The 12,315-nt window shown below is 68.3% G+C and carries 14 protein-coding genes; 7 read left to right on the top strand and 7 right to left on the bottom strand.

Annotated features, from left to right (window positions below; translation table 11 throughout):
• Positions 1–6: 6 nt before the first annotated feature.
• Both EYR15_RS14470 and EYR15_RS14465 read left to right on the top strand, forming a co-directional pair.
• On the top strand, positions 7–810 hold the full coding sequence (locus tag EYR15_RS14470; protein ID WP_131004282.1) for an exodeoxyribonuclease III: 804 nt from the start codon (positions 7–9) through the stop codon (positions 808–810).
• On the top strand, positions 807–1,724 hold the full coding sequence (locus EYR15_RS14465) for a polyprenyl synthetase family protein (RefSeq protein ID WP_131004281.1): 918 nt from the start codon (positions 807–809) through the stop codon (positions 1,722–1,724). The genes EYR15_RS14470 and EYR15_RS14465 overlap by 4 nt, the downstream gene beginning before the upstream one ends.
• A gap of 28 nt (positions 1,725–1,752) precedes the next feature.
• Here EYR15_RS14465 and phaR read toward each other — a convergent pair whose 3' ends face one another.
• A complete protein-coding gene (phaR, locus tag EYR15_RS14460) occupies positions 1,753–2,343 on the bottom strand; it encodes a polyhydroxyalkanoate synthesis repressor PhaR (protein ID WP_131004280.1) in 591 nt (196 codons plus the stop codon).
• 179 nt (positions 2,344–2,522) lie between these two features.
• On the opposite strand from phaR, the gene EYR15_RS14455 reads away from it, so the two are divergent.
• The 4 genes from EYR15_RS14455 to yddG all read left to right on the top strand — a co-directional run bounded on the left by EYR15_RS14455 (position 2,523) and on the right by yddG (position 6,149).
• Complete coding sequence (locus EYR15_RS14455; protein ID WP_131004279.1) at positions 2,523–3,068, top strand: hypothetical protein; 546 nt, start codon at positions 2,523–2,525, stop codon at positions 3,066–3,068.
• Between the two features lie 150 nt (positions 3,069–3,218).
• Positions 3,219–4,400, top strand: coding sequence for an acetyl-CoA C-acetyltransferase (locus EYR15_RS14450; RefSeq protein WP_131004278.1), 1,182 nt, complete (start codon positions 3,219–3,221; stop codon positions 4,398–4,400).
• Between the two features lie 95 nt (positions 4,401–4,495).
• Entirely contained in the window at positions 4,496–5,218 is a 723-nt protein-coding gene (gene phbB / locus EYR15_RS14445; RefSeq protein WP_131004277.1) for an acetoacetyl-CoA reductase, read from the top strand.
• A gap of 43 nt (positions 5,219–5,261) precedes the next feature.
• Entirely contained in the window at positions 5,262–6,149 is an 888-nt protein-coding gene (gene yddG, locus EYR15_RS14440) for an aromatic amino acid exporter YddG (RefSeq protein ID WP_131004276.1), read from the top strand.
• Here yddG and EYR15_RS14435 read toward each other — a convergent pair.
• The 5 genes from EYR15_RS14435 to EYR15_RS14415 form a co-directional block, all read right to left on the bottom strand.
• On the bottom strand, positions 6,138–6,596 hold the full coding sequence (locus EYR15_RS14435) for a cupin domain-containing protein (RefSeq protein ID WP_131004275.1): 459 nt from the start codon (positions 6,594–6,596) through the stop codon (positions 6,138–6,140). The genes yddG and EYR15_RS14435 overlap by 12 nt on opposite strands.
• Positions 6,593–7,360: a hydroxyacylglutathione hydrolase gene (gloB, locus tag EYR15_RS14430; RefSeq protein ID WP_131004274.1), complete on the bottom strand. Its 768-nt coding sequence runs from the start codon at positions 7,358–7,360 to the stop codon at positions 6,593–6,595. The genes EYR15_RS14435 and gloB overlap by 4 nt, the downstream gene beginning before the upstream one ends.
• Before the next feature lie 82 nt (positions 7,361–7,442).
• Positions 7,443–7,775 (bottom strand): hypothetical protein, encoded by a 333-nt coding sequence (locus EYR15_RS14425; RefSeq protein WP_131004273.1) that lies wholly within the window; start codon positions 7,773–7,775, stop codon positions 7,443–7,445.
• Between the two features lie 14 nt (positions 7,776–7,789).
• A complete protein-coding gene (argB, locus tag EYR15_RS14420) occupies positions 7,790–8,686 on the bottom strand; it encodes an acetylglutamate kinase (protein ID WP_131004272.1) in 897 nt (298 codons plus the stop codon).
• Positions 8,687–8,725: 39 nt separating this feature from the next.
• Positions 8,726–10,846, bottom strand: a complete 2,121-nt coding sequence (locus EYR15_RS14415) for a putative bifunctional diguanylate cyclase/phosphodiesterase (RefSeq protein WP_245498336.1) — start codon at positions 10,844–10,846, stop codon at positions 8,726–8,728.
• A 164-nt stretch (positions 10,847–11,010) separates the two neighbouring features.
• On the opposite strand from EYR15_RS14415, the gene galE reads away from it, so the two are divergent.
• Positions 11,011–12,021 (top strand): UDP-glucose 4-epimerase GalE, encoded by a 1,011-nt coding sequence (galE, locus tag EYR15_RS14410; RefSeq protein WP_131004271.1) that lies wholly within the window; start codon positions 11,011–11,013, stop codon positions 12,019–12,021.
• A gap of 21 nt (positions 12,022–12,042) precedes the next feature.
• Here the strand turns inward: galE and EYR15_RS17015 are convergent, their stop codons facing one another.
• Complete coding sequence (locus tag EYR15_RS17015) at positions 12,043–12,207, bottom strand: Thivi_2564 family membrane protein (RefSeq protein ID WP_165455511.1); 165 nt, start codon at positions 12,205–12,207, stop codon at positions 12,043–12,045.
• Between the last annotated feature and the right edge of the window lie 108 nt (positions 12,208–12,315).

Below are 12,315 nucleotides of genomic sequence, written 5' to 3'. Positions count from 1 at the left end.
TCGTTCATGTCCGTCCGCATCGCCACCTGGAACATCAATTCCGTGCGCCTGCGCATCGGGCTGGTGGCCAAGCTCGTCGCGGAGCACGCGCCCGACGTCCTGTGCCTGCAGGAGACGAAGTGCGCGGACGACTGCTTCCCTCTGAAGGAGGTCCGCAAGCTCGGCTACGAGCACGTCGCGATCCACGGGCAGAAGGGCTATCACGGCGTCGCCACCTTCTCGCGCCTGCCCTTCGTCACCACGGCGCGGGAGCGCTGGGCCGACAAGGACGACGCCAGGCACCTCGCCACCACCTTCGCGGCTGGCCCGCTCGAAGGCGTGACGCTGCACAATTTCTATGTCCCCGCAGGCGGCGACGAGCCGGACCCGGCGATCAACCCGAAATTCGCGCACAAGCTCCAGTTCCTCGAAGAGCTGACGTCGTGGTCGACGCGCATCGCCGAGACGGGCGGTCGGATCATGGTCGGCGATCTCAACATCGCGCCGCATCCCGACGACGTGTGGAGCCACAAGCAGTTGCTCAAGGTCGTCAGCCACACCCCCGTCGAGACCGAGGGCATGGACGCCATGCGCGTCGCCGGCCGCTGGGTGGACGCGGTGCGGGCCCACTCGCCCTATCCGGAAAAGCTGTTCTCCTGGTGGAGCTATCGCAGCCAGGACTGGACAGTGAACGACCGCGGCCGCCGGCTCGACCACATCTGGGCGAGCGAGGACATCGTGGCGCGCTCGACCGGCGTCTCCGTGCTGCGGGAAGCGCGCGGCTGGGAGCGGCCCTCCGACCACGTCCCCGTCATCCTCGACATCGCATGAGCGGCTTCGAGGCGCTGCTCAGCGAAACCGCGGAAGCCGTCGAGGTCGCGCTTGACAGCGTTCTGTCGCCCAAGCCCCGGCCCGGCGAGATCGCCCGGCCCGAGCGGCTCGTCGCCGCGATGCGCCACGCGATGCTGGGCGGCGGCAAGCGGCTGCGGCCGGCGCTGGTCGCGGCCTCGGCGCGGCTGTTTGACGTCACCGGCGAGGAACCGCTGATGGCTGGTCTCGCGGTCGAGTGCATCCACGGCTACAGCCTGATCCACGACGATCTGCCGGCAATGGACGATGACGATCTGCGCCGCGGCCGGCCGACAACGCACCGCGCCTTCGACGAGGCGACCGCGATCCTTGCCGGCGACGCGCTGCAGGCCCTCGCCTTCGACCTGCTGGCGCAGGAGCGGACGCATCCCGATCCCGCGGTCCGCATTGCGCTGGTCGCAATCCTCGCTCGCGCCTCAGGGCTCGGCGGCATGGTCGGCGGGCAGATGCTCGATCTCGCGGCGGAAGGGCGCTTCGGCCCAGGCGGCGGCGCGGATGAGGCGGGCGTTCGGCTGATCCAGTCGATGAAGACCGGCGCGCTGATCGCGGCGTCGGTCGCAATGGGCGGCGTCCTCGGCGGCGCGTCGGCGACGGCGCAAGAAGCCCTGCTGCGGTTCGGGGAGTCTCTCGGCTTCGCCTTCCAGCTCGCCGACGATCTGCTCGACGTTGCGGGGGATGCGGCGTCGGTCGGCAAGGCGACGGGCAAAGACGCGGCGGCCGGCAAGGCGACGCTGGTCGGCCTGATGGGCATCGACGCCGCTCGGGCGCGGCTCGCATCGCTCGTCGACGAGGCCGATGCGGCGCTCGCCGCGTTCGGCTCGGAGGCTGATGCGCTGAGAGAGGCCGCCCGGTTCGTCGTGTTGCGGGATCGATAGGCTACGAGCGCTGGCGCCGTACCCCCGGTCAGCCCTTCGACGTCACCTTGTCGAGACGCGCGCGCATCTCCGCCATCTCGCGGCGGAGGTCGTCGAGGTCGTCGGTCTTGGCCGGCGTAGCGGCAGGCTGCTGCGCCGCCGGCTCTTCGGTCTTCTCGCCGTCCGCGCCAGGGAACATCGTGAACATGCGGAACGCGCGCTCCATCATGGCCACGTTGTTGCGCATCTGCTCCTCGACCGCGTTCTGGAACGGCGCCGGGGCGCCGAACGCCTTCATCGGCCCACGGACCTTGTCCTGCTCCCGGGCCAAGGCGCCCATTGAGAGCTCGAGATATTTCGGCACGAAGCTCTGGATCGAGTCACCGTAGAATCTGATGAGCTGGCGCAGGAAATTGATCGGCAGCAGGTTCTGCCCCTTGTTCTCCTGCTCGAAGATAATCTGGGTCAGGACCTGATGGGTGATGTCGTCATTGGTCTTGGCGTCGACGACATGGAAGTCGTCGCCCTTCTTGACCATGGTGGCGAGGTCCTCGAGCGTGACGTAGGTGCTCGTCCCCGTGTTGTAGAGCCTTCGGTTCGCGTATTTCTTGATCGTGATCGTATCGGACTTGGTCGGCATGACGCAGCGTTCTCCGCCCGGCGCGATCCGTGTTCGGATCTCCGCGCGCTGAACAAAGGCGGGCGCGGACCGAGGTTTGAACGATAAGTCGAAAGCAAGGCGTCGACCATATTTTTGTGCAGCGCGATCTAAGACCTTCGTCCTAATGTTGAAAACTATTCGCGAGGAATTCCGGGCTCATGGCTGTTAGTAGAGTGATGATCGCAGCGGCGCTGTTCGGCGCTGCGTCCATGATCCCGGTCGCGGCGCCTGCCGCAGCGCAGGAGCCGTTGAAGGTCAAGGAGAGCATCTACACACGCCACAACTACGATCGCTGCCCAACCCGCGGCGACAATGGCGCAGGCGTCGCGCGCCGCGCCTGCCTGGGGGTCGGAAACATCGAGATTTACTGGGTCAAGGACGATGTGTCCGAAGGGCTCTGGTTCGGCCGCAGGCCCATCACTGAGAAGATCGATCTCGGGGCGTCGTACGCGCCTGCCGACACGGTCGAGTGGCGGCTCGACAAGACGACTGGCCGGCCACGCGCCGCGATCGTGAAGTATCGGGTCGGCAAATCGGCTGCCTCGCGCCGTGAGAACCGCCTCGTCGTCTACAGGCTAGAGCCGTCCGGGACGTCCTGTCTCATGGCCGTGATCAAGGAGCCGGGCGCTGCGGCGACGGCGCGTGAGGCCGCCGACGCCGCGAGCTCCTTCCGCTGCGGATTCGACAAGCGTCAGGGCTCTTAAAGCGGGATTCGCGCGCGGGCCGAGGTGTCCGGAGCCGCTCGCCTTTCGGAGGCGCCGTCGAAGGTCGTGTTGACGCTTCGCGGGCGCGCCGCTCATTAACCGGGTGTGGTCTCGCGGTTGCGAAGACCGCTCGGCTTAAGGAGAGCTCTCATGGCAGACACCGACGTCGTCATCGTCGGCGCGGCCCGCACCGCGGTCGGCGCGTTCAGCGGCGGTCTCTCCTCGCTGCCCGCCCATGAACTCGGCAAGGTCGCGATCCAGGCGGCGCTCGCCCGCGCCGGAATCGAGCCCGGCGAGGTCTCGGAGACGATTTTGGGGCAGGTGCTGACGGCGGCGCAGGGGCAGAACCCGGCGCGCCAGGCGTCGATCGCGGCGGGCATCCCGATCGAGGCCTCGGCCTGGGGCATCAACCAGGTGTGCGGGTCGGGGCTTCGCGCCGTCGCGCTCGCGGCCCAGGCGATCCGCAACGGCGACAGCGACATCGTGGTCTCCGGCGGCCAGGAGAGCATGAGCCAGTCGGCGCACGCCGCGCATATGCGCTCCGGCACCAAGATGGGCGACGTCAAGTTCATCGACACGATGATCAAGGACGGCCTGTGGGACGCCTTCAACGGCTATCACATGGGCACGACCGCCGAGAACGTCGCCGAGAAGTGGCAGATCACCCGCGAGCAGCAGGACCAATTCGCGGTCGCCAGCCAGAACAAGGCCGAGGCCGCGCAGAAGGAAGGTCGCTTCAAGGACGAGATCGCCCCGGTGACGGTGTCCTCGAAGAAGGGCGACGTCGTCGTCGACCAGGACGAGTACATCCGCCACGGCGCCACGCTCGAATCGGTCGCAAAGCTCCGCCCCGCCTTCTCCAAGGACGGCACGGTGACGGCCGGCAACGCCTCCGGCATCAATGACGGCGCGGCGGCGCTGGTGGTGACCTCCGCGTCCCGCGCCTCGTCGAAGAACCTCAAGCCGCTTGCCCGCATCGTCAGCTGGGCGCAGGCCGGCGTCGACCCGTCGGTGATGGGTTCAGGTCCCATCCCGGCGTCGCGAAAGGCGCTCGAGAAGGCCGGTTGGTCGATCGGCGACCTCGACCTGATCGAGGCGAACGAGGCCTTCGCGGCGCAAGCCTGCGCGGTGAACAAGGACCTCGGCTGGGACACCGGCAAGGTCAACGTGAACGGCGGCGCGATCGCGATCGGCCATCCCATCGGCGCGTCCGGGGCGCGCGTCCTGACCACGCTGATCTACGAGATGATCCGCCGCGACGCCAAGAAGGGCCTCGCCACGCTGTGCATCGGCGGCGGCATGGGCATCGCGATGTGCGTCGCGCGCGACTAGCGCGCTCGCGTCTCGAAAACTGAAATTGAAAGGCGAGGCCGGGGATGAGCCCCGGCGTCGACGGGCTGTTGCGCCCAGATCAACGGGAGGATGACATGGCGCGCACCGCGCTCGTGACCGGCGGAACCCGCGGCATCGGAGAAGCGATCTCGATCGCCCTCAAAAACGCCGGCTACAACGTGGCCGCGACCTATGCCGGCAACGAAGAGAAGGCGAACGCCTTCAAGGCCGAGCACGGCATCGCGGTGTTCAAGTGGGACGTTTCCGACCCCCAGGCCTGCGCGGACGGGATCGCCAAGGTCGAGGCGGAGCTCGGGCCGGTCGACGTGCTCGTCAACAATGCCGGCATCACGCGCGACGCCATGTTCCACAAGGCGACGTTCGAGCAGTGGCGGGAGGTGATGAGCACCAATCTCGACTCGATGTTCACGATGACCCGCCCGGTGATCGACGGCATGCGCGAGCGCGGCTTCGGCCGCATCATCAACATCACCTCGATCAACGGCCAGAAGGGCCAGATGGGCCAGGCGAACTATTCCGCCGCCAAGGCCGGCGTCATCGGCTTCACCAAGGCTCTGGCGCAGGAAAACGCCAAGAAGGGCGTGACCGTCAACGCGATCGCGCCTGGCTACATCGCGACCGAGATGGTGATGGCGGTGCCGGAGAAGGTGCGCGAGAGCATCATCGCGACGATCCCGGTGGGGCGCCTCGGCGAATCCGAGGAGATCGCGGAAGCCGTGGTCTATCTCGCCGGCGAGAAGGCCGGTTTCGTCACCGGCTCGACGCTGACCATCAATGGCGGCCAGTACATCACCTGACCGTAGGGATGACGGCGGGCGCGGTGCGGTCTAATCACCGGCCGTGCCGTCATCCCGCGCCACCTCTATCGGACTTCTGGCGATCCTGCTTTGGGCGGCGCTTGCGCTGCTCACAGCCGAAACCGGCGCAACGCCGCCATTCCTGCTGACGGCCCTGACCTTCGGGATCGGCGGATCGGTCGGGCTCGTCGTCGCCGCGTTCCGTCCCAGCGGCTTGCGCGTCCTCCGCCAGCCGACGCTCGTGTGGGTCCATGGCGTCGGCGGCCTGTTTGGCTATCACCTGCTCTACTTCACAGCGCTCAAGCTCGCGCCGCCGGCGGAAGCCGGCTCGATCTGCTATCTGTGGCCTCTCCTCATCGTGCTGTTCTCAGCTGTGGCGCCGGGCGCGGGCCTATCCACGCGGCATGTCCTCGGCGCGGTCTGCGGGCTCGGCGGGACTGCGCTCCTGATTGTTGGGCGCACAGGCGGCCTTGGGTTCGAGGCGGCGCACTGGCCGGGCTATGCTGCGGCCTTCGCGAGCGCCTTCGTCTGGGCCGTCTATTCGGTGACGTCTCGGCTGTTCCGCTCGACGCCGACTGAGGCGGTCGCCGGCTTCTGCCTCGCGACGGCGGCGCTCGCCGCTCTCTGTCATCTCGCCTGCGAGCCGGCGGTCTGGCCGGAGGGCGCGCGCCAGTGGGCGGCGGTCGGTGCCTTGGGCCTCGGGCCCGTCGGCGTGGCGTTCTTCGCCTGGGACTGGGCGATGAAGCGCGGCGATGTCGCGCTGCTCGGCGTCGCCTCCTACGCGTGCCCGATGCTCTCGGTCCTGCTGCTGATCGTGGCGGGCGTCGCGCCCGCAAGCGCCGCGCTGATCGCAGGTTGCGGGCTGATCATCCTCGGCGCCGGCGTCGCCGCGGCGGGCTCGCGGCGCAAAGTGGAGAGGCTAGAGGCCTGAGGGCCGCGGCGTCGGGCGCCAGTCCGGCGGGGCGAGTTCGAAGCCTGCGAAGTCGAAGCCCGGCGCGACGGTGCATCCAACCAGCGTCCAGCGACCGAGGCTTTCCGCCGCCTGCCAGCAGCCGGCAGGCACGACGATCTGAGGGGCTTCGCCGGACATGAGGTTCGGCCCGAGCCGATGAGCTTCCGCGTCGTGGCCGTCGGCCGAGAGCGTCAGCGCGAGGGGGCCGCCGGCGTACCAGTGCCAGACCTCGACCGCGTCAACCCTGTGCCAGTGCGAGACCTCGCCGGCGGCGAGCAGGAAGTAGATCGCGGTCGAGCGAGACCGGCCGCCGGAATCCGTCGCCTCGTCGCGATAGGTCTCGCGGAAGTGGCCGCCCTCCGGATGCGGCTCGAGGTTCAGCCGGGCGATGACGTCCTGCGCGGAAAGATCATCGAGCGAGCTCAACCGCGGTTCTTCCGCTCGCGGAGTTCAGCGAAGACGGCGGCGGGATCTTCAGCCGACAGGCCGACCGCGGCGGCGACCTTCTCCTCGGCCGCGCGCAGGAAGATGTTCGTCACCTTCTCGGCGCCGATCGTGGTCGGCACGGTCGGTTGGCCCGCCGCGCGGGCCGCCTCGACCTTGCGCAGCCGCTCGGTGATCGCCGCGTCGTCTGGCAGTACCCCGGCGCAGAACTTCGCGTTCGACGCGGTGTATTCGTGCCCGCACCAGACCGTGGTTTCGTTCGGCAGGCGCGCGAGCTTCGAGAGCGAGTCCCACATGGCCGCCGGCGTATCCTCGAACAGCCGTCCGCAGCCCATGACGAACAGGGTGTCGCCGGAGAACAGCCATTTCTCGCGGGGTTCGAAGAACACGACGTGGCCCTTGGTGTGGCCGGGCGTGGCGATGGTCTCGAAGGCCCATGGCCCGATCGCCGCGACATCGCCCTCGACGAGCTCGACGTCGATGCCGGGAATGGAGGAGGCCTCGGCCTTCGGGCCGAAGATCCGAGCGCCATAACGCTGTTTCAGCGCTGGAAGGCCCGCGACGTGGTCGTTGTGTTTGTGGGTGACGAGGATGTCGGTGAGGCCCCAGCCCCGCGCATCGAGCGCTTCGACGATCGGGCCGTCCTCCGGCGCGTCGACGAGGACGATCGTGTCGCTCGCGACATCCTTCAGGATCACCGCGTAATTGTCGGACAGGCAGGGGACGAGGACGATTTCGGCGGGCATGCAGCCTCCGGCGCGTTGGGTGCGGGAGGCTAGCGGCGTCGCGATCTCGGTCAAGAGCGCAGGCCTTAAGCCGAAGCCGCGGTCATCGGAGCCCGGCGTCGAGCGCGATTGCGGCGCGCGAGATTGCGTAGGTGACTGGCGAGGGCGCGCCGGTGAGCGCGAGGCAGACCAGCGTCAGCGCAATCCAGGCGCCGGCTGCGATCCGCGGTCCCTGCGTAAAGTAGACGACGGCGACGAGCAGATGGACGACCGCCAGCATCATCTGCGGGACGCCGGCCCATAGCATCGGCATCAGGAAGCAGACGACGCCGATGACGAGCATCGCCGCGGCGAACTCGCCGAAGCTGCGCTGGGCTACGCTTGCGGCCTTGGGCCGGCGGGAATCTTCCGGACGCTTGAACGGGACGACGGCCATGGCGGTCTCCGGTTTCAGCGCGTGATCAGCGTGCCGGCGCCGCCCGGCGTGAGCAGCTCGATCAGGACCGCGTGGGGAGTCTTGCCGTCGAGGATGACGACGCCTTCAACGCCCCGCTCGACCGCGTAGATGCAGGTCTCGACCTTTGGGATCATGCCGCCGGAGACGGTGCCGTCGGCGATTAGCCGGCGGGCCTCCTCGATCGTGAGCTGGTGGATCAGTTTCTTGTCGCGGTCGAGCACGCCCGGCACGTCGGTCAGCATCAGCAGGCGTTTGGCCTCGACGGCCCCGGCGATCGCGCCGGCGAACGTGTCGGCGTTGACGTTGTAGGTCTCGCGGCCATCCGCCGAGCCCGCGACCGGAGCGACGACGGGGATGAAGTCGGACTTGATCGCCCAATCGAGCACGGTGCGGTCGACCTGGGAGGGCTCGCCGACGAAGCCGAGATCGGCGACCTCCTCGCGGCCGGTTTGGGGATCGATCAGGCTGCGCGAGACCTTGCGCGCAAACACCATGCCGCCGTCCTTGCCGGACAGGCCGATCGCCCTGCCGCCCTCGGCGTTGATCGCGGCGACGATGTTCTTGTTAATGGACCCGGCGAGGATCATCTCGACGATCTCGACCGTCGCGGCGTCGGTCACGCGAAGGCCGGCCTTGAACTCGTTCTTGATGCCGAGCCGGTCGAGCATCCTGCCGATCTGGGGGCCGCCGCCGTGCACCACCACAGGGTTGATGCCGACCTCCTTCAGGATCGCGACGTCCTGCGCGAACCAGCGGGCGGCGTCGGCGTCGCCCATGGCGTTGCCGCCGTACTTCACCACGACGGTCGCCGCGTCGTAGCGCTGCATGTAGGGCAGCGCCTCGACGAGAATGCGGGCGGTATCGTGAGGGTTCGGAGACGTTCCGGTCATCGGGTCCCGGCTTTCGGCTTGGCGTCAGGCCGGCGGGTTCTAGACGGTTCGGCGCGACGGCTCAATGATGGGTGACGTCCCGCGCTGCGTCACCAGCCGCAGCCGCGCGACCATCCGGTTCGCGTACCATGCCTCGAGCGCTTCCGCAGTCAGAGGGCGGGCGAAAAGGTAGCCCTGCGCATGGGTCGCGCCGCAGCTCTTCACGAGATCCAGCTGCTCCTCGGTCTCGACGCCTTCCGCGACGCTCTCGAAGCCGAGCTTTTCGGCCATCGCGATGACGGTTCCGACGACGACATGGGCCGCCGGGCTGTGGAGGGCGTCCCGCACGAAGGCGCGATCGATCTTCAGCACGTCGAACGGCAATTGAGTCAGCGTCGCGAGGTTCGAATATCCGGTGCCGAAGTCGTCGATCGCGACGCGAACGCCGGCCGCCTTCAGCGGCGCGAGCTCGCGTGCGGCGTGTTCCGGATCGCCCATCGCCGCGCTTTCGGTGATCTCGAGTTCGATCGAAGCGGGATCGGCGCCCGAGGCGCGGATGATATCGAGTGTCGTTTCAGCGAAGCGCGGATGACGGAACTGGATGGTCGAGACGTTGATCGCGACCCTCAGCGTGACGCCGGCCGCGGCCCAGTTCGCGCACAGCTTGCAGGCGTCGGCGAGCACGAAGCGACCGAGTGGCTCGACCAGGCCGCATTGCTCCGCCACCTCGACGAATTCGCCGGGCGGCACCAATCCGCGCGTCGGGTGACGCCAGCGCACGAGGGCCTCGACCCCGCTGACCTCGCCGTCCGCGAGCGCGATCTGCGGCTGGTAGTGCACCTCGAGTTGGCCGAGTTCGAGCGCGCGGCGGAGATCCTCCTCGATCCTGAGCCGTCCGTAGGCGATCCGATTGAGGTCGGCCGCCGCGGCCCTGACCGACATCGGGCCGGCGGCGCGCGCCGCCTCGAGCGCGGCGTCCGCGCTGCGCAGCAGGGCGCCGGCCTCGTCGCCGTCGGACGGACTGACGGCGACGCCCGCGCACATCGTCAGCGTGATGTGGTGTTCGCCGAGCGGCATTGGTGAGGCGAACGCCGCGATGGCCTTCGCCGCGAGCTGCTGCGCCGTCTCGGAAGCGACGCCCGGCGCAAGCATCGCGAACTGAGCCTCGGAGATGCGCGCGACGAACACCGGCGCGTCGGCGCCGCGCGGCGGCGGCGGGCTCGCCTGCAGCGCCCACTCCGTGGCCGCCTTCCTGAGACGGGCGGCAGCGGCGCGGACCGCTTCGTCGCCCTGACGCTGGCCGAGCCCCGCCATCACGCGGGCCAAGCCTTCGATCTCGATCTTCACGAGCGCAATGCTTTCGCCCACCTGGAGCGCGCTGGCGAGGCGGCTCATCAGGCTTTCGCGGTTGGGGAGCAGAGTGACGGGATCGTCGAACGTCAGCCTGTGAAGCTGCGCCGCGCTTTCCGCAAGATTGCGCGCGATGGAGAGATGGGCGCGGGCGAGCGCCCCGATCTCGTCGCGCCGCCCACCCGCACGATCGAGAGCCTCCTGGCTTTGGCCGGGTCTGGAGACGGCGCGCGTGAGAGCCCGCAGGGGAGCTGCGGCGCGATCGGTCAGCAGGGCCGCCGTGGGAAGCGCGAGGGCGAGGAATGCGAGCGTCGCGAGCACGCCACGCGCCGCAGCGGCGAGCGCCGCGTCCTGGGCGGTGGCGAGCGACCGGCCCATCCGCAGCGTGGCCGGCTGTCCGCGAACGACAATCGGCTTGGCTGCGTGAGCGAAGCCGTCCGCACGGGCGACCAAGGCGGCGCTTTCGCTCGCGGAGCCCGGAAGAGACTGCTTGGAGAAGCGCCACGCATTCGCGGGCGTGGCGCCCACCAGCACGGCGCCGTCGGCCCCGACGATATAAGCGTAGCCGCCGAGGCGCGGGGCGAGCGTGTCGAAATGCGCGGACGAGAAATCGTGCTGTTGCAGATCCGCGGCGATCATCTCGACGTCGGCGACGAGATCGGCTTCAATCGTGTCGATCGTCGCCGATCTCACGGACAGGGCGACCGTGACGATCATGATGATCGATAGCCCGGCCAGAAGAGCCCCGACGGCCGCCGTCGACCGCGCTGCGAGGCCCCGCCACCAGCGGCCATTGGACGCCTGCGCATCCGACCTGATGGCTTGCCGCATGAACGGGTCGACTCCTCACATGCTGAACCCGGCGCAGACAATCACCCGGCGGCGTTAACGAACCGTTAGCGCTTGCTGCGCGCAATGACCTGTCCGCACGCAACCAAACCGTAAGGCCTCCCGCCTTAAGGTCGTCTTCCTGTGTCAGGTTAGGAGCGGACCCAATGACCGTGCTGGTTACCGGCGGCGCCGGCTACATCGGCTCCCATATGGTTCTCGCTCTGCGGGATGCGGGCGAGCCGGTCGTCGTGCTCGACAATCTGTCGACCGGCTTCCGTGAGGCCGTGCCGGCCGACGTGCCGCTCGTCATCGGCGACGTCGGCGACAACGCGCTCCTGATGCGGACGCTCGGCCAACATGGGATCGACGCCGTCGCGCATTTTGCGGCCCGCATCGTCGCGCCTGAATCCGTGCGTGATCCGCTCGGATATTACGCCGCGAACACCCTGCGGACCCATGGCCTCCTGGAGACCCTCGTCGCGGCCAACGTAAAGCGCTTCATCTTCTCGTCGACGGCCGCCGTCTACGGCATGGCGCCGCCAACGCCGACGCCGGAGAGCGCTCCGTGTGATCCGGCCTCGCCCTACGGCGCGTCCAAGGCGATGTCGGAGCGCATTCTACGCGACGTCGGCGCGGCCTACGGCATGTCTTACGTCGTGTTGCGCTATTTCAATGTCGCCGGCGCCGATGCCGCGATGCGCGCCGGGCAGAGGTCCCCGGCCGCGTCGAACCTGATCACGCTGGCTGTGAGAGCGGCGCTCGGGATCGGGCCGAAGCTCCAGATCATGGGCACGGACCTGCCGACGCCGGACGGAACCGGGGTGCGGGACTACATCCACGTCTCCGATCTCGCCGATGCGCACGTGGCGGCGCTGAGGCATCTGCGCGAGGATCGCGGCAGCCTGACGCTGAATTGCGGCTACGGGCACGGCTATTCCGTGCGCGAAGTCGTCGACGCAGTGAATCGTGTGACGGGGAAGCCGCTTCCCGTCGTCGAAGGGCCACGACGCGAGGGCGACCCCTACGTCTCTATCGCGGACGCGACGCTTATTCGTGCGAAGCTCGGCTGGAAGCCGAGCCGCGACAATATCGACCTGGTTGTCGATCACGCGCTCCGCTGGGAGCGCATGCTGCGTGGCGAGCGGATGCCGATGATCGAAAAACGGCGGGCCTGAGCCCGCCGTTCACGTCTGGCATCAAAATACTGCGAGATATTTCAGCAGCGAGATGATTCCGATGATGATCACGATGATCCGGATGATCTGCTTCGCGCGCCCGTCGATCGGCAGCATGCCGATGAGGTAGAGCACGAGGAAGATCACGAGGACCGTGATCAGAATACCAATGAGCGGGCCTTCCATAGCTCGTCGTCCTTTCAGGCGAGAGGAGGCGAATGTGTCGCGGGACGACGCTCCCCCCTTATACGCGCCGTCGTGATGTGAAAACGCCGGACCCGCAAATCGGTTCCG

It is taken from the genome of Hansschlegelia quercus, from assembly GCF_004310425.1.
Classification (GTDB): domain Bacteria; phylum Pseudomonadota; class Alphaproteobacteria; order Rhizobiales; family Methylopilaceae; genus Methylopila; species Methylopila quercus.
This window is presented reverse-complemented; position numbering and strand designations above follow the sequence as displayed.

Bases quoted from the DNA above. Each gene is read 5' to 3' on its own strand.
- EYR15_RS14470 (WP_131004282.1), top strand. From the start codon at position 7: ATGTCCGTCCGCATCGCCACCTGGAACATCAATTCCGTGCGCCTGCGC.
- EYR15_RS14465 (WP_131004281.1), top strand. From the start codon at position 807: ATGAGCGGCTTCGAGGCGCTGCTCAGCGAAACCGCGGAAGCCGTCGAG.
- phaR (WP_131004280.1), bottom strand. From the start codon at position 2,343: ATGCCGACCAAGTCCGATACGATCACGATCAAGAAATACGCGAACCGA.
- EYR15_RS14455 (WP_131004279.1), top strand. From the start codon at position 2,523: ATGGCTGTTAGTAGAGTGATGATCGCAGCGGCGCTGTTCGGCGCTGCG.
- EYR15_RS14450 (WP_131004278.1), top strand. From the start codon at position 3,219: ATGGCAGACACCGACGTCGTCATCGTCGGCGCGGCCCGCACCGCGGTC.
- phbB (WP_131004277.1), top strand. From the start codon at position 4,496: ATGGCGCGCACCGCGCTCGTGACCGGCGGAACCCGCGGCATCGGAGAA.
- gloB (WP_131004274.1), bottom strand. From the start codon at position 7,360: ATGCCCGCCGAAATCGTCCTCGTCCCCTGCCTGTCCGACAATTACGCG.
- EYR15_RS14425 (WP_131004273.1), bottom strand. From the start codon at position 7,775: ATGGCCGTCGTCCCGTTCAAGCGTCCGGAAGATTCCCGCCGGCCCAAG.
- argB (WP_131004272.1), bottom strand. From the start codon at position 8,686: ATGACCGGAACGTCTCCGAACCCTCACGATACCGCCCGCATTCTCGTC.
- EYR15_RS14415 (WP_245498336.1), bottom strand. From the start codon at position 10,846: ATGCGGCAAGCCATCAGGTCGGATGCGCAGGCGTCCAATGGCCGCTGG.
- galE (WP_131004271.1), top strand. From the start codon at position 11,011: ATGACCGTGCTGGTTACCGGCGGCGCCGGCTACATCGGCTCCCATATG.
- EYR15_RS17015 (WP_165455511.1), bottom strand. From the start codon at position 12,207: ATGGAAGGCCCGCTCATTGGTATTCTGATCACGGTCCTCGTGATCTTC.